We start from the raw sequence: 25420 nt of genomic DNA, 5'->3' as shown, positions 1-25420 counted from the left end.
CGTCGCGGGCGCGATTGGTTAGGCTCGACGGCGTGACCGCACGGCTGCCGGTGTTTCCGCTCGCAACGGTGCTCTTTCCCGGATTGGTGCTGCCGCTGCACATCTTCGAGGAGCGCTACCGCGCCCTGGTGCGGCATCTGGTCGATCTGCCCGAGGGCGCACCGCGTGAGTTCGGCGTGGTGGCCATCCAGGCCGGCTGGGAGGTCGCCCCCACCGGGCCCGGCGCCCGCGCCGGCAACGGTGTCGGTGACGTCACCCTGCACGAGGTGGGGTGCACGGCCGAGCTGCGCCAGGTCACCGAGCTGGCCGACGGCGGCTTCGACATCGTCACGGTGGGCCGGCACCGCTTCCGGATCGCCGACGTCGACGACGCCTCCACGCCCTACCTGACGGCCGCGGTGGAGTGGCTGCCCGAGGCCAACGGGCCGGACGAGGTGGCCGACCTGCTCGCCGCCCGGGTGATCGCCGTGTTCCGGCAGTACCTGGGGCTGATCCGCCCCGACCCGGAGGAGATCTCCGAGCAGCTTCCGGAGGACCCGACGGTGCTGTCGCACCTGGTGGCGGCCACCGCAGCTCTGACGGTCGACGACCGGCAGCGGCTCCTCGCGATCGACGACACCGCCGCCCGGCTGCGCGCCGAGCTGCGCCTGCTCAACCGCGAGGCGGCTCTCCTGCGCCAGGTGCGGGCGGTTCCGGTGCCGTTGTCGGAGCTGGCGTCCCCGCCGACACCCAACTGAATTCCGCCGGTTCCGGCTCCGGACGCAGCGACGGCCAGCGCGACCAGCCGGCCAGCAGGGTGTACGTGGCGGCGGCGCCGAACGCCGGCAGCAGCAGGTTGCCGTGCGGCACGGGCAGCACGTGGAGGAGCCAGTCGACCCCACCGGCCCGCAGGTCGGCCGGTTTGGTGAAGGCCTGCCCCGCCGGGGCGGTCTCCAACAGCCGCTCGAAGGTCGCCAGCCCGACCCGACGTCCCACCTGCCAGGCCACCGGGGCGGCGGCCAGCGCGCCCAGCACCGCGCTGAGCAGCCCGACGGGCCCGCGTCTCCGGCGTAGCAGGAACCACAGGGCCAGCGCCGCGAGCACGCCGAACGCCACCCCGAGCAGGCTGAACCAACCGTCCGCGGCGATCGGCTGCTCCGGCTGGGGCTCTGCGTAGATCGCGCCCTCGGCGACCTTGAGCACCGGGGTGTCCGGCGCGAGCGCCGCCCAGAGCAGCCCGAGTGGCGCGCCCAGCACGGCCAGGGCGAGCGCGGCGCCGAGCACCGTCGTCACCGTCCGCAGCGGCCGGCGCGGCTCGTCGAAGGCCAGCTCCAGCGAGCTCTGGTACGCCGACGAGGCGGGATTTCCGTCGGGGTCGGACCCGAGCGGCGGCCAGGCCGGCGCGCTCGACGCGGGCGGCACGGTCGACTCGGCGGACATCGCCGACCCACTCGGCGCGGACGGCGAGGTCGAGTCGCTCGGCGCGGACGGTATCGCCGACCCGCTGGGCGCGGGCGGTATCGCCGACCCGCTCGGCGCGGACGGCGTGGTCGACCCGCTGGGCGTCGGCGGCGCGGCCGACGCCCGGGGTGGCGCGGGCCGGTCGTCGGGGGTCTCGGCGGGCCGCTCAGGGTCGGAGTTGTCCGGGCTCACCCGATGATCCTCTCAGGCCCCGCTACCGACCGGAGCGCCGGTGGCGGCGAACCAGCTCACCGGGCGAACGGCTCGGCCATGGCCGCCGCGGCGCGCAGCCACGCCTCGCGGGTCTCCGGCTGGAGCTGGTGGTATTCGATCGACGAGCCAGTCTCCAACGCCGGGTCGTACGGCACCACGGCCACCGCGCGGGTACGCGTGGCGAAGTGCCGTTCCAGGTCGTCCTGCAGGGACGAGCGGCCGGGGGTCGGGCAGGAGATGAGGGTGACCGCGTTGTCGGCCAGTTCGCCCATCCCCTCCTCGTGCAGCAGGTCGAGCATCCAGTCGGCGCTGAACGCCGCGTCCTCGCGGGGCACCGTGGTCACCACCAGTTGGTCGGCGGCGTGCATCACGGTGCGCCAGTTGGCGCTCTCCACGTTGTTGCCGGTGTCCACGCAGATCACGTCGTGCGTACGCCGCAGCAGCTCGAGGACCCGCTTGACGGTGAACTTGTCGAGCCGCTGGGCGAAGCGCGGGCTCTCCTCGCCCGCCAGCACGTCGTACGAGCCGTCGGAGGCGTGCCGCAGGTAGTCGTCCAGCCGCTCCAGCAGGGTCTCGCTCTCCAGGATCTCGATCTGGGCGAGGTCGCTGATCAGGTGCCGGATGGTGCGGGCATGACGGGCGCTGCCGGCGCGCAGCCCGAGCGTGCCGCGCAGCTCGTTGTCGTCCCAGGCCAGTACGCCCCGGCCCCGCACGCTGCCGATGGTGGCGGCGGCGAGCACCGTGGCGGTGGTCTTGTGCACCCCGCCCTTGGGGTTGGCGAAGGCGAAGACCCGAGGTGTGCCCAGGTCGCGGCGGAGCACGCCGGTGGAGCGCTCCAGCTCCTGGTCGACGCCCTTCGGACGCCACTCGATCCGGGCCGGGTAGCCGCGCTCGGCGAGGGCCGAGCCCGGAGCCGTGGTGACCGGCGCGGCGGGCGGCGGCACGACCGGTGGCGGTACGACCGGTGACGGCGCGACCGGTGACGGGACGACCGGTGGCGGGACGACCGGTGGCGGGACGACTGCGGGGGCCCGCGGTGTCAGCGGCGGCGCGGAGGCCGGATAGCCGGACTCCGGCTGGTAACCGGTCTCCAGCAGCGCGTACCGCGACTCCCCGGCGGGGTTGCCCTGCCGGTAGCCGTTGTCCAGGATGGCGTACCGCGATTCCGGCTCGGCCCGGTGCGGCGGCTCGGGCTCGGCCGGATAGCCCGGGTCGGCGCGGTAGGTGGGTTCGGCACGGTAACCGGGCTCGGCACGGTACGTCGGCTCGGCGCGGTAGTCCGGCTCCGAGCGGTACGCCGGCTCGGCGCGATAGTCCGGCTCGGCACGGTAACCCGGCTCGGCACGGTACGCCGGCTCGGCAAGATAGTCCGGCTCGGCACGGTACGCCGGCTCGGACCGGTACGCCGGCTCGGCGCGATAGTCCGGCTCCGAGCGGTACGCCGGCTCGGCGCGATAGTCCGGCTCGGCGCGGTAACCCGGCTCGGCACGGTAGGCGGGGTCGACGCGGTACGTCGCCTCGGCCCGGTAGCCGGGCTCCTGGCCGTACGACAGATCAGCCGGATGCCCGATGGCCGGCGCGCGCCCCGCGTAGCCGTTGGGGGCCGCGCGTCGCGGCAGTGGGTCCGGGGGCGCCTCGTCGGTCCGGCGCTCGGGCTCGGGCTGCTCCGCTGCCCGACCGCCCAGCCGGGCACGGTCGAGCAGCGCCCGCCACCTCGGCGCTGGTTCGGCCGGCCGGCCCCAGCCGGTCTCGCTGCCCTCCACGGCCCGCCCTCCCAGCGCCATCGATCTCTGCCTGACAGGCTACGAACCAAACCCTATTCGGACCACACCTGAGGACGCACGCCGCCCGGCGTAGATCACGACGGGGAGGGTGCCACAAAGCCGGCGCCGGTCGCGTCCGGGGAGGTGGTGACAGTTGGCGGGGCAGGCTCGGTGGCCTCCACCGGAGACGGCTCGGGTGGCGCAATCGTTACGAGCGGTGCGGGTTCCGACGATTCGCCCATCGGCACCGGCGGCCTCGGTGTGCCCGGCGTCGACCCGTCGCTCGCGCGCGGCGTCGGCGTCGGGCTCGGCCCGGTGTCGACCGGCGGCCGGACCACGTCGCTCTGCTCGGGCAGTGGCGGCGTGAAGACCGTACGGTCGAGTCGGTACACCTCGGGCGCCGGATCGACGGCCCGCACGTCCGGACGGGAGGCCACCCGGCGCAACGCCTCCGGTGCCGCGCGCACCACCGCCGCGTACACGCAGGCGCACCCGGCGCGGTACGCCCGCGCCTCGGCGCTCGCCACGTCGGCACCGACGACGTACCGCTCGCGCAGCTCACGCTCGGCGGCGCCGTCGCCGCGCACCGCGGCGGCCCGCGCCCGGTAGTCGGCGGCCTCGCCGTCCTTGCGCGCGGCCACCCGCTCCATCTGCGCGACCACGTCGTCGGGCACCCGCAGGGCGGGCATCCGGACGATCTCGGTCTGCCGACCGGGCAGCGGCACCCGCCCGAAGACCGTCGAGACCGGGACGTCGCCGAGCACCGTCGCCAGTCGGTGCGGCGGCACGTACGCGTCGAGCGTCACCAACGCGTACGTGCCGTCCACGGCGGCCGGAGCGGTCGGACCCAGTGCGGCCAGGTCAGCCGCCGCGGAGCTGAGGTAGCCCGGGACGGAGTCGCCGTCGGCCACCCCCACGCGGGTCACCTCGCCCACCGTCAGGTCACTCACCGGAGCGTCGTCGACCGTCCAGACGGCCGTGCCCAGCACCGCCGCCGCCGAGAGCACGGCGACCCAGGTGAGCACCCCGGAGCGCGTCGGACGATCACCGAGACGGGCCACCGCCCGGGTCAGCGGCGGCAGCAGCCGTTGGTCCAGCTGCCGCAGCAGGTCGCCGGCGCGCACGGGCGAAATCCCCTCGTCGGATCGATGTCGGGTGGTCGCCGCTCAGTCACGCAGGATCTCAAGCGCACGTTCCAGATCGTCAGGGTAGTCGCTGACGAACCGGACCTCGTCCCCCGAACGGGGATGCAAAAAGCTCAGTTCGCGGGCGTGCAACCACTGACGGGACAGTCCGAGACGGGCCGAGAGGGTGGGGTCGGCACCGTAGGTGAGGTCGCCCACACAGGGGTGCCGCAGGGTGGAGAAGTGCACCCGGATCTGGTGGGTCCGGCCGGTCTCCAACCGGACGTCGACAAGGCTGGCAGCCGGGAACGCCTCGAGGGTGTCGTAGTGGGTGATGCTCGGCTTGCCGCCGGACACCACCGCCCAGCGGTAGTCGTGGGTGGGGTGCCTGTCGATCGGCGCGTCGACGGTGCCCCGCAGCGGGTCCAGGTGACCCTGCACCACGGCGTGGTACCCCTTGTCGACCTCGCGGTACTTGAAGGCCCGCTTCAACGCCGTGTACGCCTGCTCGCTCTTGGCCACCACCATGATCCCCGTGGTGCCCACGTCGAGGCGGTGCACCACGCCCTGGCGCTCGGCGGCGCCGCTGGTGGAGATGCGGTGGCCGATCGCGGCGAGCGCGCCGATCACCGACGGGCCGGTCCATCCCGGGCTGGGGTGCGCGGCCACACCGACGGGCTTGTCCACCACGACGATGTCGTCGTCGGCGTACACGACGCGCAGGCCCGGCACCGCCTGCGGCACCACGGTCGGCGGCGCGACCGGGGCCGGCAGCGTGACGTCCAGCCAGGAGCCGGCCTTGACCTTGTGGGAGTTGGCTCGGGCAGTGCCGTCGACGAGGGCGTCGCCCGCGTCGACGAGGGCGGCCGCGGCGGTCCGGGAGAGACCGAACAGCCGGGACACCGCCTGGTCCAGGCGCATGCCGTCGAGACCGTCGGGTACGGGCAGTGAACGGTGGTCGCCGCCAGCGGCGAACGCGGAGGTCATGCCCGCTCCCTCTGCTCGGCACCGGCGGTGGCGTCCGCGTCGCCGGTGGCGCCGTCACCGCCGGCTCGTCGGCCGTCGCGTTGACGACCGGTCAGCTCCAGCAGTACGGCCAGCACCACGCCGCAGACGAGCGAACTGTCGGCCAGGTTGAACACCGGGAAGTACTCGCCGTACGGCCCGAAGACGCTGATCATGTCGACCACGTGGCCGTGGAAGGGGGCGGGTGCCCGGAAGATGCGGTCCGTGAGGTTGCCCAGCGCGCCACCGAGCACCAGACCGAGGGAGATCGCCCACGGCAGCGAGCGCAGCCGCAGCGCCATCCAGACGATCCAGCCGACCACACCGATGGTGATCAGCGGGAACACCCAGGTGTAGTCCGCCCCGATGCTCCACGCCGCGCCGCTGTTGCGGGTCAGGCTCAGGTAGACCAGCCCGCCCAGTATCCGGACCGGCTCACGGTCGGTGAGGCCGGCCAGCGCGAGGTGCTTGGTCACCAGGTCGGCCAGCAGGGCCACCAGGGCCACTCCGGCGAGGATCGCGACAGCCCGGGGACGGGCCTTGCCGCCGTCCGGGTCGGTGCGGCCGGGTTCGGCGGGCGGTGCTGCGGTCATGCGCTCCCCATCGAGGTGTCTCGGCGGTGATCGCTCACCGTCTCATCGCAGACGGGGACCGGCTCTCAGCGCCGCTCCTCCAACTGCTTGCACGTCACACAGAGGGTGGCCGACGGGAAGGCGGCGAGGCGCTCGACCGGGATCGGGTTGCCGCACCGCTCGCACCAGCCGTAACCACCCTCGTCGAGGCGCTCCAGGGCGCGCTCGACCTGCGTGATCCGTTCCAGAATGCTGTTGGCGAGAGAGATCTCCTGCTCCCGCTCGAACGTCTTGGTGCCGGTGTCGGCCTGGTCGTCCCCGGCCGAGTCCGTCAACCGATCGCGCTGCAGCTCGGTGATCTCGCTCAGCGTCTGATCGTACTCGGCGCGCAGCTCGTCCCGCCGCGCCGCCAGCGCCGCCCGGATCTTCTCGGTCTCCGCCGCGCTGCGGGTGGCCTTGGCCACCGGCTTGCGGCCGGCGGTCCTGGTGTCGGCTGGCTTCGCCATGGGTCGCTCCCTCGGCCGGGGAGCCGCGCGGTCGCGGCACCTGGTCAGGGGGCGCCGACGAGGCGTCCCCTGAGTACGAAAAGGGGCGCACGGCAACAATGGCCGCGCACTCCGGAGGTTGGCAAGAATACGGAACGTACAGGCGTCCGACAACGTGGCGCACCGTCGCACCGCTCAACCGCCCCGAGCCCTGCCTAACTGGGGCAAAGGGAACGCTAGCAGATCAACCGACCGCTTCATCTCCGTACTCGCCAAACCATCGGGCCAGCCGACCCCGTCGGCTGACCGCCCGCAGCCGCCGTTCGGCGGCGTCGCGCACCCCACCGGTGGCGACGATCAGCAGGCTGTCGCCAGTCTTCAGCCGAGTGTCCGGGCCGGGCACGAAACCCACCCCGTCGCGCAGCACCAGGGTCACCGAGGCACCCAACGGCAACCGCAGCTCGTCGACGTGCACGCCGGCCAACCGGGAGCCCGGAGGCACCTCGAGTTGCAGCAGGTCGGCGCGCATCCGCTCGAGCGGGGCGGTCTCCACGTGGATCTCGGTGGCCTCGGCGGGCGCGGTGGTCCCCAGCCGACGGGCCAGCGGACCGAGCGTTCCGGTCTGCACCAGCGTGAAGATCACCACCAGCACGAACACCGCGTCGAAGAGGCGTTCCGCTCCCGGCACCCGTTCCGAGAGCGGAATGGTGGCCAGCACGATCGGCACCGCCCCGCGCAGCCCGGCCCAGGACAGGAAGACCTGCTCCCGTAGGCCGACCCGGAACGGCAACGCCGAGACGGCCACCGACAGCGGCCGGGCCAGCAGCACCAGCGCCAGACCGGCGACCACCGCCGGCAGCACCGCCGCGTCCAACCGGCCCGGCGAGACCAGCAACCCGAGCAGGACGAACAACCCGATCTGCGCGAGCCACGCCAGCCCGTCGGCGAAGCCGAGGATCGCCTGCCGGTGCGGCAGGCGGGCATTGCCCAGCAACACCCCCGCCACGTAGACGGCGAGGAAGCCCGAGGCGTGCAGCACGGCGCCGGCGGCGTACGCCAGGATGGTGATCCCCACCGCCGCGATCGGGTACAGCCCGGCCGACGGCAGCGCGGCCCGGCGCAGCGCCCACGTGCCGGCGAGGCCCGCACCCACGCCCACCGCCGCGCCGACGCCCAGCTCGTAACAGACCAGCGCGACCTCGTACCACCACGGATGCGACAGACCCCGGTGCGACAGCAGCACCACCAGCAGCACCACCGGGGCATCGTTCATGCCCGACTCGGCCTCGAGCGTGGCGACCAGCCGGGGCGGCAACCGCAGCCGCCGCAGGGTGGCGAACACCGCCGCCGCGTCGGTGGAGGAGAGCACCGCGCCGTAGAGCAGCGCCAACCGCCAGTCCAGACCCAACAACAGGTGTACGGCGACGCCGACCAGCACGATGCTGACGACCACACCGACCGTGGAGAGCGCGGACGCCAGCCCGAGCACCGGACGCAGGGTGCTCCACCGGGCGGTGAGGCCACCCTCGGCGATGATCACGATCAGCGCGCAGAAACCGAGGGTCCGGGTCAGCTCGACGTCGTCGAAGCGGATGCCCAGCCCGGCCTCGCCGATGGCCACGCCGAGCGCCAGGTAGACCAGCAGGCTCGGCACCCCGAGGCGGCTCGACAGCCGGACCGCGCCGACCGCCACCAACAGCACTGCCGCGCCGAGCAGCAGCGCGATGTCCAGCCCGGGCGTCACGGTTGCCGGGCCCGGGCGGTCCTCACCCCGCGGCTCCGTCGCGCAGTCGGCGCAGCACGTCGGACAGCTCGGGGGCGGGGCGGTCGACGAGGAAGAGCTTGTCCCGGCTGGCCGCGCCGGTGCGCAGCGACACCGTCACCGGTCGGACACCCAGCGCGGCCGCGAGGGCGCGGCGGGCCGCCTCGGTCGCCTGGCCGTCCACCGCACGCGCGTGGACGGCGATCACCAGGGCGGGACCGTGCGGGCCGTCGAAGCGTCCGCCGACGGCGTCCCGGGAGGCGCCCGGCTTCACCCGTACGGCCACGGTGAGGGCGTCCTGCGGGGGCACCGGCAGCTCAGATCGGCCGGGCGTCGGTGAGCAGGGCGGTGGCCGGCGCACATGCCGCGCAGGGCGTGAAGCCGAGCTCGACGGCCTCGGCGACCGGAAGCGTCTCGGGAATCCGGCCGATCAGGTGCGCGCACGCGGCCAGGTGGTAGCGGGGTCGCCCGTCCACCACCTCGACGGGGTCGGGCAGCCGGGCGACGCGGGCCGCCTCGGCGGGGGTGATCGGTTGCTCCGCGGGCTCGTCGGCCAACGTGTCGGCGGCCGCGGCGTCGGCCCGGTACGCCTCGTCGGCGCGGGCCGCGAACGGCGACGCCGGACTGACCGGGTCGGGGTCGAACGGCGGCTCGGGTGGTTGCCGCCACCCGGTGCCGCCGTTACCGACCGTCGAAGGTACGTGCTGGACCGGCACATCCGGCTCGGCCAGCGGTGGACCGTACGCGGCACCCGGCTCGGCCTGACTGGCCGTGCGGAATGCCGTGCGCTCCCGCGGGCCGACCCGACCGGGGTCCGCCGCAGCGCGGTTGGCGGCTGCCTGGCGGGCGCCCACCACCAACGCCACGGCGGCCAGCAGACTGGCCGCGATGGAGATGGTCAACAGAATGCTGGAACCGCCGGCAAGACCGAACACCAGCAGAACCACGGCGACGAGGATGAGCAGGAGACTCGCGACTATCACGGCTCACCCCCGCCGCGTCGTACCGTCCAGGCGGGGCCGGCGACCGTCACCATCTGCGGAGAACGATCGCCGGCCGGTGCTCAGCGTCCGGCTTCGAGGGCGCCGGAGCGCCCGCCGCCGTACGAGCCGGCGAGGCCCGCTGCGGCCAACCCGTTGCCGCCGGCAACCCGGCCTGCCTCGGATCGGGTCATCTCGGCTTCGAGGCCCTGGCCACGACCGTCGAGGTCCCGCAGCTGGCTCTCCAGGTACGCCTTGAGCCGGGTGCGGTACTCACGCTCGAACTGCTTGAGCTCCTCGATGTGCTTCTGCAGGGCCGTGCGCTTGGCGTCCAGGCCGCCCATGGCCTCCTGGTGCCGCTGGCGGGCGTCCCGCTCCAGAGCGTCAGCCTTCGCGCGCGCCTCGCGGGTCACCTCCTCGGCCTTGCTCCGCGCCTCGGACAGCAGGCTGTCGGCCTCGCGACGCGCGTCGGACACGTGGTCGTCGGCGGTGCGCTGGGCCATCATCAGCACCCGCAGCGCCTGCTGCTCACCGTCACCGGTGACGCCGGCCGGGCCGCCGGTCGCGCGGACCTGCTCCAGCTCGGCCTGCATGGCGCGGGCGGCCTGCTCGGCAGCGGACTTGTCGCGCTGGACCCGGTCGAGCTGGGCCTTGACGTCGTTGAGCTCCGCTGCCAGTCGGGCGTCGCCGCCGGGGCCGGCGGGGGCACCGCCACGGCCACCGCGCTCCACCTGGGCGCGCAGCTCGTTGTTCTCCTCGATGAGACGGGCGAGCTCGCGCTCTACCTCGTCCAGGAAAGCGTCGACCTCCTCCTCGTCATACCCCCGCTTGCCGATCGGCGGCTTTTTGAAGGCGACGTTGTGGACGTCGGCCGGGGTCAGCGGCATCGAAACTCCTCGGGTCAGTTGCGGCCGCGAAAGCGCGTCGGTCATCAGGCAGATGCCCTGATCGACGGCCCTAACACGAACTCCATCAGCACGAACAGGATAACCAGGAGCACAAGGGAGGCCAGGTCGATGCTCACGGTACCAATTCGCAGCGGAGGGATCACACGCCTCAACGCGTTGAGAGGGGGATCAGTGACGCTCCACACGGATTCCAGTCCTGCTGCCGCTCCGCGCCCCGGCTGCCAACGGCGGCCGTACTGGAGGACGGCGCTCAACACGAACCGGGACAGAAGAAGAAGCAGGAACACATAAAGGACCAGGTACAACACTTGCAGCAAGATCGACAACACGGTCAGCGACGTCCCTCGGATCGGGCGGGGTCAACTCAGACTGAAAAAACCACCCTCAGCGATCTTGGCCTTGTCCTCAGCGGTGACCTGGACATTGGCCGGTGAGAGCAGGAACACCCGATTGGTCACGCGCTCGATCGTACCGCGCAGCCCGAACGCCAGACCGGCCGCGAAGTCAACCAGACGGCGGGCGTCGGCCTCGTCCATCTCGGTGAGGTTGATGATCACCGGCACGCCGTCGCGGAAGTGCTCCCCGATGGTGCGCGCCTCACGGTAGGTGGTCGGGTGCAGCGTGGTGATCTGGTAGCGCTGCTCCTCCTCGGGCACGACCACGCGCTCACGCGTCACGGCCTGCGGCGCGAGGGCCAGGTTGTCCCGCGTGTGGTAGGTCAGCGCGCCCGACGTCTCGCTGGCCGAGGACCGCGTGATCGACCGTACGCTCGACCGCTCGGCCCGCTCCGGACGCTCGGTGTCACCACGGTCGGACTCGGTGGCCCGCCCGGTCGACCGCTCGGAGAGTCGGCCCCGCTCACTCGCGCGCGGCCGGGGAGCCGGCGGCTCCTCGGTGTCGTCGTCGTCCTCGTCGGCGAACTCCTCCGCGTACCGGCTCTGCCGGTAGCGCGAGTCACGGTAACCACCCTTGTCGTAGTCACCGTCGTCGTAGGCCCGCTCGTCGTCTTCCTCGACGAGACCGAGCCAGACCCCCGCCTTGCGCAGTGCACCCATCCCGCGCCCTTCCGTCCGCCGTGCGGCACTCGCCCCCGTGCCGTGTCGCCCGTCGCGAGTGGACAACCATGCCCATCGGACCGGAACCGCAATCCCCTGACACGCGATTCGCGTCGCGTGTCACGACCCCCACAAGGATCCGCCGCCCCTGAAACAACACTGATGTAATTTGCCTGTCTCGCGGTCAGGCTACCGCAGCGTGGAACGCATTCCGAGCAACGCGCTACCGACGCGGACATGTGTCGCGCCGTAGCGGATCGCTATTTCCAGGTCGCCGCTCATTCCCGCCGACAACGCTGTCGCTCCCGGATGGACCGACCGAAACGCCTCGGCGATCTCGGCCAGCCGGGCGAAGGCCCGCTCCGGCGGCCAGCCCAGCGGCGCGACCGCCATGAGACCGGTGAGCCGCAGCGCGGCAGCGTCGGCGACCGCCGCGGCTACCGCGTCCAGGCCGGACTCCTGATCGGCCGACCCGGGCAGGGCCCCGCCTCGCGCCGGGTCACCGTCGATGCTCACCTGGAGCAGGGCCTCCAGCGGCCGTTCCCGCTGCGCCGCCGCGCCGTCCAGGGCCCGGGCCAGCCGTACGCTGTCCACCGAGTGCACGACGTCGGCATAGCGGACCACCGACCGGGCCTTGTTGCGCTGCAACTGCCCGATGAAGTGCCACCGTGGACGCACCCCGGCGGCGGCCACCTCGGCCGACTTGCCGGCGGCCTCCTGGTCGCGGTTCTCCCCCATGTCGGTCACCCCGAGCCCGGCCAACGCCACCACGTCGCCAGCCGGGTACGTCTTGGTCACCGCGATCATCGTGACGTCGCCCGGGTCCCGGCCAGCCTGGACGCACGCGTCGGCGATCCGGGCCCGTACCGTCGCCAGGCCGGCCGCGAGTTCGGCGCGCCGGTCCGGTCGTACCGTGGCTGAGCTGTCGGTCATCGGCGGCGCTCAGGAGCCGTTCTTGAGGAAGTCGGGCACGTCCACGTCGTCGAAGAGCACCCGGCGCGGCGACTGGGCCGGGGCCGGCAGGGTCGCCGGCGGCGGCACCGGGGTGTTCTGCGGCGCCGGCTGGTTGGTGTTGGTCTTGCGGGTCGGCTCGGCCGCCTTGTAGGCGGGCGTGCCGCCGTCGAAGCCCGCCGCGATGACCGTCACCCGCACCTCGTCGCCGAGCGCGTCGTCGATGACCGCGCCGAAGATGATGTTGGCGTCCGGGTGGGCCGCGTCGGTGACCAGCTGCGCCGCGTCGTTGATCTCGAAGAGGCCCAGGTCGGAGCCACCGGCGATGGAGAGCAGCACGCCGCGCGCGCCGTCCATGCTCTGCTCGAGCAGCGGGCTGGAGATGGCCGCCTCGGCCGCCTCGACCGCGCGGTTCTCGCCCCGGGCGCTGCCGATACCCATCAACGCGCTGCCCGCGCCGCTCATCACGCTCTTGACGTCGGCGAAGTCCAGGTTGATCAGACCAGGGGTCGTGATCAGGTCGGTGATGCCCTGCACACCGGAGAGCAGCACCTGGTCGGCGGTGCGGAACGCGTCCATCATGCTGATGTTGCGGTCGCCGAGCGCCAGCAGCCGGTCGTTCGGGATGACGATCAGGGTGTCGCACTGGTTGCGCAGCTCGTCTATTCCCGACTCGGCCTGCACCTGGCGGCGCTTGCCCTCGAAGGAGAACGGCCGGGTCACCACGCCGATGGTCAGCGCGCCGAGCTTGCGGGCGATGTTCGCCACGACGGGCGCGCCGCCGGTGCCGGTGCCGCCGCCCTCGCCGCAGGTCACGAAGACCATGTCGGCGCCCTTGAGCACCTCCTCGATCTCGTCGCGGTGGTCCTCGGCGGCGTTCTTGCCCACATCCGGGTTGGCGCCCGCGCCCAGCCCGCGGGTCAGCTCGCGGCCGACGTCGAGCTTGACGTCGGCGTCACTCATCAGCAGCGCCTGGGCATCGGTGTTGATCGCGATGAACTCGACGCCCTTGAGCCCAACCTCGATCATCCGGTTGACGGCGTTGACGCCGCCGCCCCCGATGCCGACGACCTTGATGACCGCCAGGTAGTTGTGCGGAGGTGTCATCTCCGGTCCTTTCCCTTCGAGATTGGCTTCGGCCGACCGGGTACGGTGTGGCCAGCCCAGCGGCCGACGACAGCGCCACCAGTGAGGATCAGAGGTGAACCCTCACCCTCTACTAGAGGCTTACAGTTATGTCAACCACTGATCCTCTTCGGGGCAACGTAAGCGCCGCCGCGCCAGGAGCCAAGGACCCGACCGGCGTGTCGCCGGTCGGAGCGCGACTCGTCACGTCCGCAGCCCGCTCACCGGTCAGCGGAAGGTCACCACGTCCGGCGCGCTCACGTCGATCCGCTCGCTGTCCTCGCCGAGCAGCGCGGTGGCCACCCGGGCCTTGTCCGTACCCCGCGTGGCGTCGCCCCAGAACACCGTGCGGTCCTTCCGCAGCTTCAGGCTGATGCGGGCCAGACCCTCCACGCTCACGTCCACCAGCTCGGCGCGCAGTTGCGGAGTCAGCGCGCCGAGCACCTCCAGCGCGGCCCGCGTGTCCGGGTCGTCGGCGGCGGGCCGGACCACCCGCACCAGCGGCAGCCCGGCCGGGCGACGGGCCACCGTCTGGAACGCCACGCCGCTGCGGTCGATCAGGGCGAACGCGTCCGCCTGCGGCACCACCGCCACCGCCGTCCGCTCGGTCACCCGCACCACCAGCGTGCCCGGCCAGTCCCGGGACACCGTGGCCCGCTCCACCGGCGCCAACCCGCCGACGCGACGCGCGGCGGCCGCCAGGTCGACACGCGCCAGCGGCACCCCGTCGGCCACCCCCACCGCGTCGCGTACCTGCACGTCGGTGACCAGCTTGGCACCCTCCACACGGACCGAGCGGATCCCGAACAGCCCGGTGCCGAGCACCGTCCAGGCGATCAGCCCGAGCAGCGCGAGCACCCCGGCGGCCACCGCCCACGGCAGTGCCGCCCGCATCCGGCGCTGCCGGGCACGGGCCATGAATCGGCGGGTCGACGCCGGCACCGCGTCGCTGCCGGCGCGGACCAACTGCCAGCGCCGGACCGGACCGCGCCGCGGGCCGCCGCCGCCGTCGGAGGCATTGGTCCGCCCGCGGGCGGGGCCGGGGCTCATCCGGCCGTGGGCGCCGCGCCGTCCGGTGCGGCGGCGCCGCCGAGGGCCGCCCCGTCGCCACCGGCGGTGGACCCGCCGGGCACCGGCTGGCCGATCGCCGGCGTCGTCGCCACCGGGTCGACTGTCGCGGTCGGCGCGGCGTCGGCGGTACGCGCACCGAGGGCGGCCAGCAGTTCGTCACCCATCAACGAGATCGGCGGCGCGCCCATGGTCACCACGACGTCGCCCGAGCGGGCCCGACGGACCACCTCGCCCGGCGCGGCCTCCCAGGAGTCGACGAACACCTTACGGTCGGCGGGCAGGTCCACCGCCGCGATCAGCGCCGCCGAGCCCTCGCCGGGCTGACGCAGCTCGCCCGGCCCGAAGACCTCCAGCAGCACCACCTCGTCGGCGATGGCCAGCGCCTCGGCGATCTCCGCCTGGTTGTCGCGGGTTCGGTACAGCCGGTACGGCTGGAAGACGACGATCAACCGCCCGTCCCCGGCCACCTCGCGCAGCGTCTGCAACGCCAACATGATCGAGGTCGGGTGGTAGGCGTACTCGTCGTAGACCAGCACGCCGTCCGCGACGCCCTTGCGCTCGAAGCGCCGCCGCACGCCGGGGAAGACCGCCAGCGCGGCCTCCGCCGCCTCCAGCGGCAACGTGAGCAGGTACGCGGTCAGCACCGCCGCCGCGCTGTTCAGCCCCATGTGCCGGCCCGGCACCGGAAGCCGGAACTCGCCCAGCGACTGCCCGTCGATCTCGGCCAGGTAGCGCACACCACGCGCGGAGGAGACGACCTCGGTCAGCCGCAGGTCGGCGTCGTCCGCAGCGCCGTAGGTGAACACCCGCCGCCCGTCGGCGCGCAGGGTCTCGGCCAGCCGGCGACCGCCCGGGTCGTCGGCGCAGGTGATGATGAACCCGTTCGGGTCGGTGAGCCGCGCGAACTCCGCGAACGCCGCCTCCAGCGTCGCGAGGTCGCCGTAGGTGTTCAGGTGGTCCGGCTCGACGTTCGTGATGACCGAGACGTACGGGCGGTAGATGAGGAACGAGCGGTCGCTCTCGTCCGCCTCGACCACGAAGTGCTCGCCGGTGCCGTGGTGGGCGCCCGAGCCGACCTCGGAGATCTCCCCGCCGATCACGAACGACGGGTCCACACCGGCCTGCTGGAGCACCATCGTCACCATCGAGGTGGTGGTGGTCTTGCCGTGCGTACCGGCGACCGCGATCGCCCGGCGGCCGGTCATCGCCGCGGCGAGAGCCTCCGAGCGGTGCAGCACCCGCAGGCCGCGGCGACGGGCCTCGACCAGCTCCAGGTGGTCCTTCGGAATGGCCGAGGAGTAGACGACCGTGTCCACCCCGTCGAGGTTCGTCGCCTCGTGGCTGAGGTAGATGGTGCCGCCGAGCGCCCGCAGCCCCGCCAGCGAGGGCCACTCGCGCAGGTCGCTGCCGGACACCCGGATGCCCCGGGTGAGCAGCAGCCGGGCCACGCCGAGCATGCCGACCCCGCCCACGCCGATCAGGTGGACGGCGCCCAGGTCCTCGGCGGTGAGCGTGCCGGCCGGGGTGAACTGTGCGGTCACCGGGCCACCGCCTCGAGGACGAACGAGCGCAGCGCCTCGTCGCCGTCACGCCGCCCGTACGCGGACGCGGCGGCCCCCATCGCGTACAGCCGTTGCGGGTCGCGGATCAACGGGATGACCGCGCGCTCCAGCCAGTCCGGGGTCAACTCCGCGTCGTCGACGAGCAGACCACCGCCGGCCTCCACCACGGGCAGGGCGTTGCGCTTCTGCTCCTGGTTGCTGTGCGGGTACGGCACGTAGATCGTCGGCAGGCCGATCGCGGCCACCTCGGCGACGGTCATCGCTCCGCCCCGGGCCAGCATCAGGTCGGCGGCGGCGTAGCCCAGCTCCATCTCGGACAGGTACGGCAGCGTCACGTACGGGACCGGCAGGTCGGTGGGGATGGGCACCGGCTCGTTGCGGGCGCCCATCACGTGCAGCACCTGCACACCGTTGCGGGCCAGCTCCTTGGCCGCGCCGGAGACCGCCAGGTTGATCGAGCGGGCGCCGGACGAGCCACCCGCGACGAAGAGCACCGGCAGGTCCGGGCGGAGGCCGAACCGGGCGCGGGCGGCGTTGCGCTGCGCGTACCGGTCCAGCGAGGCGATGCTGCGCCGCAGCGGCACACCGACCACTGTCGCGTCGCGCAGCGACTCGGCCTGGCTCGGCTGGTGCGGGAAGCCGACCGCGATGTTCTTGGTGAACTTCATGCCGAGGCGGTTGGCGACGCCCGGCGGCACGTTCACCTCGTGGATCACCATCGGCAGCTCGCGCCGCCACGCGGCCAGGTAGGCCGGCACCGAGACGTACCCACCGAAGCCGACGACCGCGTCGGCGCGCACCTCGTCGATCACCTTGCCCGCCGCCCGGGCCGCGCTCCACATCCGGCCCGGGGTACGGACCAGGTTCATGTTCACCGACCGGGGCAGCTGGTACGCCGGGATCTGCCGCAGGTCGTAGCCCTGCGGCGGGATCAGCTCGTTCTCCATGCCCTTGGGTGTGCCGAGGCAGGTGATCCGGACGCCCGGGTCGTGTCGGCGCAGGCAGTCGGCGAAGGCGAGCAGCGGGTAGATGTGCCCCCCGGTGCCACCTCCCGCGAGCACCACCGAACGCAGCGGACCCATCAGCGTCTCCTCTCGCTCGCCGTACCCTGGCGGCTCCGGCCCTGCCGGACACCGCGCGGTACGGCCTGGTCGTCCTCGCGCCGCCCGCGGGACCGGGGCACTGACCCTCGGCCAGCCGGCGGCGTCGCCGGTCGGCGACGCCGGCCGGGAAGCGGCGGCAACGGGGCCCAGAGTAGTCGGACCCACCGGGCCGGCGGACGGGCATGCAGTGCTCTGGCCGCATCGGGTTCGGCGCGGGCGAAGGACGCCAGCATCCCGATCGCCGCCAACGTCACGACCAGCGCACTTCCGCCGTCGGAGATGAACGGCAGCGGCAGGCCGGTGATCGGCAGCAGGCCGACCACCCCACCGACGTTGATCACCGCCTGGCTCACCAGCCAGGTCGTCACCGCGGCGGCGGCGAGCCGCCGGAAGGGGTCCTCGACCCGTCGGGCGATGCGCAGACCGGTGTACGCGAGCACCGCGAACAGGCTCAGCACCACCGCGCAGCCGATCACCCCCAGCTCCTCGGCGATGATCGCGAAGATGAAGTCGTTGTGCGCGGCGGGCAGCCAGTCCCACTTGAGGCTGCTCTTGCCCAGGCCGACGCCGAACCAGCCGCCGTGCTCGATGGCCAGCCGGCCCTGGTAGATCTGGTAACAGGGGTCGCCGCACTGCTCCGGCGGCGGCGGGTTGAGAAAGAGCGTGAGCCGCGCCAGGCGGTAGTTCTCCGCGCCGCGCTCGCCGGAGCCGGCCCCCAGCGAGGCGACCGCCACGAGCAGGCCGACGCCGAGCAGACCGACCGCGGTCAGCGCGCCGAAGACCCGCATCCGCACGCCGGCGGCCCAGAGCAGGCCGACGACCAGCGCCAGCAGGCAGAGCATCGTCCCCACGTCGTTGTAGCCCACCAGCACGAACAGCAGCCCGATCACGGGGAACAGGGGGGTCGCCAGCTCCCGCCACCAGCCCAGCGCGGCGCCCTTGCGGGCGATGATGTGCGCCCCCCACAGCACCAGCGCGAACTTGGCCAGCTCGGACGGTTGGAGCTGGATCCCGCCGACGAACAGCCAGAGCAGCTCAGCGCGCAGCGGACCGATCTGGGCCGAGTCCTTGCCGGCCACTCGGGCGTACGCGAGCAGCAGGTTGAGCACCAGCAGCAGCGCGATCGAGGTGATCAGCAGGGGCCGGCCCAGGGTGCGGTACGTGCTGGCGGGCAGGCGCTGGCACGCCCAGAACGCCCCGATGCCGATCACCGCGAAGATGGCCTGCTTGGTCACCGACGCGGAGGCGTTGCCGTCCTCGGCGTAGTCCTTCACGCTGGTCGCCGAGAAGACCATCGTCAGACCGATGAGCAGCAGCAGACCGGCGCTGGACAGCAGCAGGTAATAGGACGCCAGCGGCCGGTCCAGCAGGCCACGCAGCGCGGCCAGCCCGCCGGCCGCGTCCAGTCCGCGCAGTGGCGGTGACGCCGGCGTCTCCGTTGCCGCGTCGCGCCTGGCCGCACCCGGCTCCGCGCCACGCGTCTCGTCCGACTGCTTGCCGACCTCCGTGATGCGTCCCGCTTCCGCCGTCGGTGGCCGTCGCGGCCGGCCGACCGTCCTGTCTTCGCTTTTCCCTCGGTCCTCCCCCACACGGACATCATCACCGTTCGGCGCGCCCGAGTGGTCCACAACGCTGCACCGGGCGTGTCGTGCGGAGACGCCGTCCGCCGGACCCCGGGCGGCGGGAAGCGGGCGGTAGGCGGCGGCGGGCGGCAGCCGGCGGCGGGCGGCAGCCGGCGGGGAGCAGGGAGGCAACCCTCCCCGCACGTCCTTTGCTCTGCTTCAACCCGCGCAACAGTTCGGCTACCCGAGTGTTGCCTGGGTTGAAGCAGAGCAAAGGACGCTCCCAGCACCCGCGCCACCGGTACAAACCAGAGCCCACGGCCCAGCCGCAGCGCCGAACCCAGCCGCAGCGCCAGCCCCGGCTACGGCCACCGGCGCCGGCCCGCTGGCCAGCGGGCCAGCGGGTCAGGTCATGTTGGCGAGGAACTCGCTGTAGAACAGGCCCAGGGCGATGGCCACGCCGATGCCGGCGATGATCCAGAACCGGACCACGATGTTGACCTCGCTCCAGCCGGCCAACTCGAAGTGGTGCTGCAACGGGGACATCCGGAACACACGTTTACCGGTGGTCCGGAAGGAGATGATTTGGATCACCACGGACATCGTGATGATCACGAAGAGCCCGCCGATGATCGGCAGCAGCAGGATGGTCCGGGTGGACATCGCCATGCCGGCGATCAGGCCGCCCAGCCCCAGCGCTCCGGTGTCACCCATGAAGATCCGCGCCGGGGACGTGTTCCACCACAGGAAGCCCACACACGCCCCGGCGGCGGCCCCGGCTATCAGCGCGATCTCCAACGGGTCACGGACCTCGTAGCAGTACGGCTGGGTGTAGCTCGGGTCGGCGCACCAGTGGCGGTACTGCCAGAACGCGATCAGCGCGTACGCGGCGAGCACCATCACCGACGCGCCGGTGGCCAGACCGTCCAAGCCGTCCGTGAGGTTGACGCCGTTCGTCGCGGCCATCACCACGAAGATGAAGATGATCACCGCGCCGACCTTGCTGACCTCCAGGAAGTCGATGTCCCGGATGAAGCTCAGCGTGGTGCTGCCCACGGTCTGGGTGTTGGTGGCCTTGCCCGTCGCGTCGGTCATCGTGCTCGGGAACCACAGCGCGATCACGCCGAAGACCGCGCCGACCAGGATCTGACCGAGTAGCTTGCCGCGCTTGTTGAGGCCGGCGCTGTTGCGCTTGCGCACCTTGAGGAAGTCGTCGAGGAAGCCCACCGCGCCGGAGAACACCATCAGCCCCAGCAGCACCAGCGCCGTGATGGTCGGCTCCACCTGCGCGATCTGCGCGTCCGGCAGCGTGGTCAGGGCCAGGTGGCCGGCCACGTACGCGATCACCGTGGCCAGGATGAAGACCACGCCGCCCATCGTCGGCGTGCCCTTCTTGCCCTGGTGCATGGCCGGGCCGTCGGACCGGATCGGCTGGCCGGCCTTGAGCCGGGTGAACACCTTGATCGCGATCGGGGTGCAGAACAGCGAGACGACGAAGGCCACCCCGATGGCGACGATGATGGCCCTCATCGACTGGCCTCCTCGGCGGCGTCGGCGCGCAGGGCGTCGGCCACCTCCCAGGTCCGGTACCGGGAGCCCTTGACCAGGACGACGTCGCCCGGCCGTAGCTCGCCCCGCAGCACCTCGACGGCCGCCGCCTGATCGGTGAGCAGCACCGACTCTCCTCCCCAGTTCGCTACCGCTGTCGCGCCTTCGTGGATCGGCGCGGCCGGCTCGCCCACCACGAGCAGCCGGTCGACACCCAGCTCGGCCGCGAGCCGGCCGACCTCGGCGTGGCCGTCGCGCTCGAACGGGCCCAGCTCGGCCATGTAACCGAGCACCGCGACGGTACGCCTCTCACGTCCGAGGCTGGCGAGCGCCCGGAGCGCGACCGCCATCGAGGCCGGGTTGGCGTTGTACGAGTCGTCGATGACCGTCACCCCGTCGGGCCGGTCGAAGACGTCCATCCGCCGGGTGGACTTCAGCCTCAGCTCGCCGAGCGCCGTGGCCAGCTCGGCCAGCGGCATGCCCAGCTCCCGGGCGACCGCGGCGGCGGCGAGCGTGTTGCCGACCTGGTGGCGTCCGGTCAGCGCGAGCCGCACCGGCTCGCTTCCCTCCGGCGTGACCAGGGTGTACGACGGATGGCCCCGCTCGTCGAGTGTGACGTCCTCGGCACGCAGGTCGGCGTCCGGCGCCTCGCCGTAGCGGACCACGCGCGCCCGCGTGCGGCTCGCCATGGCGTCCACCCGGGGGTCGTCGGCGTTCAGCACGGCCAGCCCGTCGGACGGCAGCGCCTCGACCAGCTCGCCCTTGGCCTGGGCGATGGCTTCCTGCGAGCCGAACTCGCCGATGTGCGACGTGCCGACGTTGAGCACCACCGAGATCCGCGGCGGCACCAACTCGCACAGGTAGCGCACGTGCCCGATGCCCCGAGCGCCCTTCTCCATGACCAGGTAGCGGGTGTCCGTCCCGGCCAGCAGAGCCGTGTACGGGTGGCCCAGCTCGTTGTTGAACGAGCCGGGCGGCGCGACCGTGGCACCGAGCCGGGCCGTGAGCTGCCCGATCAGGTCCTTGGTGGTGGTCTTGCCGGACGAGCCGGTCACCCCGACAACGGTCAGCTCAGGTAGCCGGGCCACCGCCGCGCGGGCCAGCTTTCCCATCGCGGTCAGGGCGTCGTCGACCAGCACCATCGGCACCCCGGGCACCTCGCGGGTGCCGAGCACCGCCACCGCGCCCGCCTCGACCGACGTCGCCGCGTAGTCGTGCCCGTCGACCTTCTCCCCCGGGAACGCCACGAAGAGCGAACCGGGCCCGACCTTGCGCGAGTCGAACTCGACCGAGCCGGTGACGGTGACGGCCGGATCGGCGGCGACGAGCCGCCCGTCGACGGCCGTGGCCACCTCGGCCAGGGTCACGGCGATCACCGCTGACCCGCCCGGTCCGCGAAGCGCGCCCGCAGCGCGTCGGCCAACTCGATGCTGTCGTCGAACGGGAACACCTCGCCCGCCACCTCCTGGCCACGCTCATGCCCCTTGCCGAGCAGAGCGATCACGTCGCCCGGTTCGGCCAGCCGGACCGCCTCGTCGATCGCGTCCCGGCGACCGGCCACCTCGATGATCCGCGCCGCCGTGCCGGCCCGGTACGCCCCGGCGAGCACCTCGGCGCGGATCTCGGCCGGGTCCTCGGTGCGCGGATTGTCGTCGGTCACCAGCACCACGTCGGCTCCCTCGGCGGCGGCGGCCCCCATCACCGGCCGTTTGCCCCGGTCCCGGTCCCCACCGGCGCCGATCACGCAGATCAGGCGTCCGGCGCTCAGCTCACGCAGCGCGGCCAGCGCCGCCACGATGGCGTCCGCCTTGTGCGCGTAGTCGACGACACCGCGTACCGGCCCGGTGACGTCGACCAGTTGCAGGCGACCGGGCACGCCACCGCAGGCGGCCACACCGTCGGCTGCCGTCGCCGGGTCGACCCCGGCACCCACCAGCGCGGCGATGGCCAGCAACGCGTTGGCCACGTTGTGTCGGCCGGGCAGCGCCACCCCGGCGGACACGACCACGCCGTCGGGACCGTGGGCGGTGAAGCGCTGGGCGTACCCCTCGCCGTCGACGTCGTCGGCCCACCACGTCGCGGTCGGGTCGCCGGCCGCCGAGTAGCTGACCGTCGCCGGCTTGTAGAGCGGCGTCAGCGCCGGGTCATCCTGGTTGAGCACCTCGACCGCGCACCGACCGTCGAAGAGTTGCGCCTTCGCGGCGAAGTAGTCGGCGCTGTCGGCGTGGAAGTCCAGATGGTCGGAGCCGAAGTTGGTGTAACCGCCCACGGCGAAGCGCACCCCGCCGACCCGGCCCATGGCCAGGGCGTGACTGGAGACCTCCATGACCACGGCGGTGACCCCACGCTCCCGGGCGGTGGCCAGCATCGCGTGCAGGTCGGTCGCCTCGGGGGTGGTCCGCACGCTGTCGATCACCAGGTCGCCGAGACGGGTCTCCACGGTGCCGATCAGCCCGGTGGTGTGCCCGGCGGCGCGCAACCCCGACTCGACCAGGTACGCCGTGGACGTCTTCCCGGCCGTGCCGGTGATGCCGATGACGGTCAGGTCGGCGGTCGGGTCGCCGTAGACGGCCGAGGCCAGCTCGCCGAGCGCCGCGCGCGGGTCGGGTACCACCAGGGCGGGCAGGCCGCTCGCCGCCGCCAACCCGGCGCCGGCCGGGTCGGTCAGCAGCGCCACCGCACCGGCCTCGGCCGCGCCGACGGCGAACTCCGCGCCGTGTCGGCGGGCGCCGGGCAGGGCCGCGTACAGGTCGCCGGGGCGGACCTCCTGGCTCGCGTGGGTGGCACCCGTGACGACCACGTCGGCGGCGTCCGCCGGCAGGTCGACGGCGAGCCGGACGGCGAGATCACCGAGCCGGACGCCGGTCACGGTACGTGGACGTGGATTGCCGGGCACGGCGTCAGACCCTACCCGGTCGTCCGGTTCCGGCCGCACAGCCGCCCCGGTGGTTCGTCGGCACTCACCGATGATGTCGCGCCTGCGCTGGTCAGCGCGGATAGACCACGAACTTCGGTGCCGAACCGGTCGGGGACGGCGGCACGCGGTAATGACGCAGCGTGAACTGCATCATGTTCCGGAAGGCCGGGTTGGCGATCGCCGCACCACCGCCACCCGGGGCGTACACGAAGACCGCGATCACGTACCGGGGCTTCTCGGCGGGGGCCATGCCGATGAAGGAGGACACCTCACCCGGCTGCTTCTTGCCGTCGACCAGACGCCAGCCGGTGCCGGTCTTGCCGGCGACCCGGTAACCGGGGACCGCGGCCGTGGTGCCGGTGGCGCCCTCGACAGTGGTGACCGCCTCCAGCATGGTGCGCAGCGCCGCCGCGTTCTGCGGGCTGAGCACCGAGCGGGTGACGGGCGCCGGCGCCGGGGTGTGCTTACCGTCCGGCCCGATCGTCTCCTTGACCAGGTGCGGCTGCACGTACGTACCGTCGTTGGCGATCGCGGCGTACGCGGCGGCCATCTGCAGCGGCGTGGCGTCGACGCTGTGCCCGATCGGCACCGACCCGTACGACGAACCGCTCCACTCGTCGGCCGGCAGCAGCCGGCCGCTGGCCTCGCCGGGCAGGCCCTCACGGGTGGGCTGGCCCAGCCCGAACCGCTTCTGGTAGTCGATCAGTCGTTCCTTGCCGAGCTTGTCGGCGACGGTGATGGCGCCGACGTTCGACGAGAAGGCGAGCATTCCCGGCACGCTCATCTTCCGGCCGTTGGCGGGGTGCGTGTCGGAGAACCAGGTGTCGCCCATCTTGATGCTGTTCGCGATCGGCAGCGTCGTGTCCGGGGTGATCACCCCCTCCTGGAGCGCCGCGCCGTAGGTGATCGCCTTGTGCACCGAGCCCGGGTCGACCACGAAACTGGTCGCCGCGTCCTCCCGGGCGACCGGGTCGCTGTCCCCCGGCTTGGCGGCGTTGTAGGTGGGGTCACTCGCCTGCGCCCGCACCTCGCCGGTGGCGACGTCGATGATCACGGCCGCGGCGGTCGCACCCTTTTGCCCCGCCATCCCCGCGCTGAGGATCTTCTGGGTGCGGAACTGTAGGTCCCGGTCGATGGTGAGGGTCAGCGAGCTGCCCGGCTTCGCCGGAGTCGTCTTGCTGTAGCCGCCGGGGATCGGCGCGGCGAGGTCGCCGAGGCCCGCCTCGTACACCCGTCGGCCGTCCTGCCCGGAGAGCAGGTCGTCGTAGCGGGCCTCCAGCCCTTCCAGGCCGTCCATGTCCTGGCTGGTGAAGCCGATCAGGTTGGCCGCCAGGTCGTCGCCGGGCACCTCGCGGCGCTCGTCCCGGTGCACCCCGATGCCGGCCAGGTCCAGCGCCAGCACCTGCTTGGCCGTGGGAATCTCCACCCCCCGGACCAGGTACTCGAAACGGGACGCGTTGCCGTTCTCCAGCTTGCGCGGCTTCATCAGCTCGGCGAGCTTCGACGCCGGGATGCCGAGCAGCGGGGAGAGCGCCTTCGCGGTGGCGGCCGGATCCTTGATCAGGGTCGGGTCGGCGAACACGTACCGGGCCTCGACGCTGTGGGCCAGCGGCTCGCCCCGGAAGTCGTAGATCGCGCCGCGCGGCGCGGGCAACTCCACCGTCCGGGTCCGGGCGGCGACGCCACCTCCGGCGTACGCCGGAGCGTCCACCGTCTGGAGGAAGACCAACCGCACCCCGATGACGACGAAGAGCGCCAGGGTGAGCACGGTGCCCAGGCGCAGCCGCAGCCGCGGGTCGGCGAGCTTCGGCGGACGTGGCGGCTTGCGGGAGGGCCGGCGGGCGGCCGGACGGTCGGTGCGGCGTGGTGCGCGCGGCGTGGTGCGGCGGCGCGGTGGCGGCTCGTCGCCGGCCGGGCCGCGCGGGGCGACGGTCCGCACGACGCCGCCCCGGCCGGCCGCCGGAGCGTCCCGTCGGCCGGAGCGGGCGGCGGCCCGGCCGCCGTCGAGCACCTGCAACGCCGGTCGGAACGGATCGCCGGACCGCGTGCTGCCACGAGGGGTACGCCGCTGCTCCGTGTTCGCGCCGCGCGCGGGCGTTCCACGTTCCTCGCGGACCGTCCGACCCCTCGGGGTGTACGCCCGCGCGCCGGAGATGCCACCGATCCCCTGCCCACTCGTGCGCGACTCGGAGTCGCTGGCGTCCCGCGCAGAACCGCGCCCGGGGCCACGTGGGTGGCGGGCCCGGGCCAGCCACCGAGGTGGGCCCCCGAGTG

Annotated in this window: 23 protein-coding genes; 1 reads left to right on the top strand and 22 read right to left on the bottom strand. The window is 73.0% G+C overall.

Annotated features, from left to right (window positions below; translation table 11 throughout):
* Positions 1-32 precede the first annotated feature (32 nt).
* The gene (locus tag ABZV06_RS15105) at positions 33-737 is read left to right on the top strand and encodes an LON peptidase substrate-binding domain-containing protein (RefSeq protein ID WP_355621703.1); all 705 of its coding nucleotides are present in this window, start codon (positions 33-35) and stop codon (positions 735-737) included.
* On the opposite strand, the gene ABZV06_RS15100 is transcribed toward ABZV06_RS15105, so the two are convergent.
* From ABZV06_RS15100 to ABZV06_RS14995, 22 genes are all read right to left on the bottom strand, one after another.
* Positions 652-1632 (bottom strand): DUF2567 domain-containing protein, encoded by a 981-nt coding sequence (locus ABZV06_RS15100; RefSeq protein ID WP_355621700.1) that lies wholly within the window; start codon positions 1630-1632, stop codon positions 652-654. The genes ABZV06_RS15105 and ABZV06_RS15100 overlap by 86 nt on opposite strands.
* 56 nt (positions 1633-1688) lie before the next feature.
* Entirely contained in the window at positions 1689-3437 is a 1749-nt protein-coding gene (locus tag ABZV06_RS15095; protein ID WP_355236680.1) for an AAA family ATPase, read from the bottom strand.
* 74 nt (positions 3438-3511) lie between these two features.
* Complete coding sequence (locus ABZV06_RS15090; RefSeq protein ID WP_355236677.1) at positions 3512-4540, bottom strand: hypothetical protein; 1029 nt, start codon at positions 4538-4540, stop codon at positions 3512-3514.
* Positions 4541-4582: 42 nt separating this feature from the next.
* On the bottom strand, positions 4583-5527 hold the full coding sequence (locus ABZV06_RS15085) for an RluA family pseudouridine synthase (RefSeq protein WP_355236674.1): 945 nt from the start codon (positions 5525-5527) through the stop codon (positions 4583-4585).
* On the bottom strand, positions 5524-6138 hold the full coding sequence (lspA, locus tag ABZV06_RS15080; protein WP_355236671.1) for a signal peptidase II: 615 nt from the start codon (positions 6136-6138) through the stop codon (positions 5524-5526). Before lspA ends, ABZV06_RS15085 begins: the two co-directional genes overlap by 4 nt.
* A gap of 65 nt (positions 6139-6203) precedes the next feature.
* On the bottom strand, positions 6204-6623 hold the full coding sequence (locus tag ABZV06_RS15075; protein WP_007463005.1) for a TraR/DksA C4-type zinc finger protein: 420 nt from the start codon (positions 6621-6623) through the stop codon (positions 6204-6206).
* A gap of 223 nt (positions 6624-6846) precedes the next feature.
* Entirely contained in the window at positions 6847-8346 is a 1500-nt protein-coding gene (locus ABZV06_RS15070) for a potassium/proton antiporter (RefSeq protein ID WP_355236667.1), read from the bottom strand.
* 22 nt (positions 8347-8368) lie between these two features.
* On the bottom strand, positions 8369-8680 hold the full coding sequence (locus ABZV06_RS15065) for a DUF167 domain-containing protein (protein ID WP_355237002.1): 312 nt from the start codon (positions 8678-8680) through the stop codon (positions 8369-8371).
* A gap of 1 nt (position 8681) precedes the next feature.
* The gene (locus ABZV06_RS15060; protein WP_355236664.1) at positions 8682-9347 is read right to left on the bottom strand and encodes a hypothetical protein; all 666 of its coding nucleotides are present in this window, start codon (positions 9345-9347) and stop codon (positions 8682-8684) included.
* Between the two features lie 80 nt (positions 9348-9427).
* Positions 9428-10231, bottom strand: a complete 804-nt coding sequence (locus ABZV06_RS15055; RefSeq protein WP_355049472.1) for a DivIVA domain-containing protein — start codon at positions 10229-10231, stop codon at positions 9428-9430.
* 44 nt (positions 10232-10275) lie between these two features.
* Positions 10276-10581: a YggT family protein gene (locus ABZV06_RS15050; protein WP_355049471.1), complete on the bottom strand. Its 306-nt coding sequence runs from the start codon at positions 10579-10581 to the stop codon at positions 10276-10278.
* A gap of 30 nt (positions 10582-10611) precedes the next feature.
* The gene (gene sepF, locus ABZV06_RS15045; RefSeq protein ID WP_355236660.1) at positions 10612-11307 is read right to left on the bottom strand and encodes a cell division protein SepF; all 696 of its coding nucleotides are present in this window, start codon (positions 11305-11307) and stop codon (positions 10612-10614) included.
* 189 nt (positions 11308-11496) lie between these two features.
* On the bottom strand, positions 11497-12240 hold the full coding sequence (locus ABZV06_RS15040) for a YggS family pyridoxal phosphate-dependent enzyme (protein WP_355621697.1): 744 nt from the start codon (positions 12238-12240) through the stop codon (positions 11497-11499).
* A gap of 9 nt (positions 12241-12249) precedes the next feature.
* On the bottom strand, positions 12250-13365 hold the full coding sequence (gene ftsZ / locus ABZV06_RS15035) for a cell division protein FtsZ (RefSeq protein WP_355236654.1): 1116 nt from the start codon (positions 13363-13365) through the stop codon (positions 12250-12252).
* A 246-nt stretch (positions 13366-13611) separates the two neighbouring features.
* Positions 13612-14433, bottom strand: a complete 822-nt coding sequence (locus ABZV06_RS15030; protein ID WP_355236651.1) for an FtsQ-type POTRA domain-containing protein — start codon at positions 14431-14433, stop codon at positions 13612-13614.
* Complete coding sequence (gene murC, locus ABZV06_RS15025) at positions 14430-15995, bottom strand: UDP-N-acetylmuramate--L-alanine ligase (RefSeq protein WP_355621694.1); 1566 nt, start codon at positions 15993-15995, stop codon at positions 14430-14432. Before murC ends, ABZV06_RS15030 begins: the two co-directional genes overlap by 4 nt.
* Complete coding sequence (gene murG, locus ABZV06_RS15020) at positions 15992-17098, bottom strand: undecaprenyldiphospho-muramoylpentapeptide beta-N-acetylglucosaminyltransferase (RefSeq protein ID WP_355621691.1); 1107 nt, start codon at positions 17096-17098, stop codon at positions 15992-15994. Before murG ends, murC begins: the two co-directional genes overlap by 4 nt.
* Positions 17098-18534, bottom strand: a complete 1437-nt coding sequence (locus ABZV06_RS15015) for a putative peptidoglycan glycosyltransferase FtsW (RefSeq protein ID WP_355621858.1) — start codon at positions 18532-18534, stop codon at positions 17098-17100. Before ABZV06_RS15015 ends, murG begins: the two co-directional genes overlap by 1 nt.
* A 552-nt stretch (positions 18535-19086) precedes the next feature.
* Entirely contained in the window at positions 19087-20211 is a 1125-nt protein-coding gene (gene mraY / locus ABZV06_RS15010; protein ID WP_354856133.1) for a phospho-N-acetylmuramoyl-pentapeptide-transferase, read from the bottom strand.
* A complete protein-coding gene (gene murF / locus ABZV06_RS15005; protein ID WP_355621688.1) occupies positions 20208-21605 on the bottom strand; it encodes a UDP-N-acetylmuramoyl-tripeptide--D-alanyl-D-alanine ligase in 1398 nt (465 codons plus the stop codon). The genes mraY and murF overlap by 4 nt, the downstream gene beginning before the upstream one ends.
* Positions 21602-23164 carry a UDP-N-acetylmuramoyl-L-alanyl-D-glutamate--2,6-diaminopimelate ligase gene (locus tag ABZV06_RS15000; protein WP_355621685.1) on the bottom strand — a complete coding sequence of 521 codons (1563 nt, stop codon included), beginning with the start codon at positions 23162-23164 and terminating at the stop codon, positions 21602-21604. Before ABZV06_RS15000 ends, murF begins: the two co-directional genes overlap by 4 nt.
* 52 nt (positions 23165-23216) lie before the next feature.
* Positions 23217-25397, bottom strand: a complete 2181-nt coding sequence (locus tag ABZV06_RS14995) for a penicillin-binding protein 2 (RefSeq protein ID WP_355621855.1) — start codon at positions 25395-25397, stop codon at positions 23217-23219.
* Positions 25398-25420 lie beyond the last annotated feature (23 nt).

It is taken from the genome of Micromonospora sp. NPDC005172, from assembly GCF_040608555.1.
Classification (GTDB): domain Bacteria; phylum Actinomycetota; class Actinomycetes; order Mycobacteriales; family Micromonosporaceae; genus Micromonospora.
This window is presented reverse-complemented; position numbering and strand designations above follow the sequence as displayed.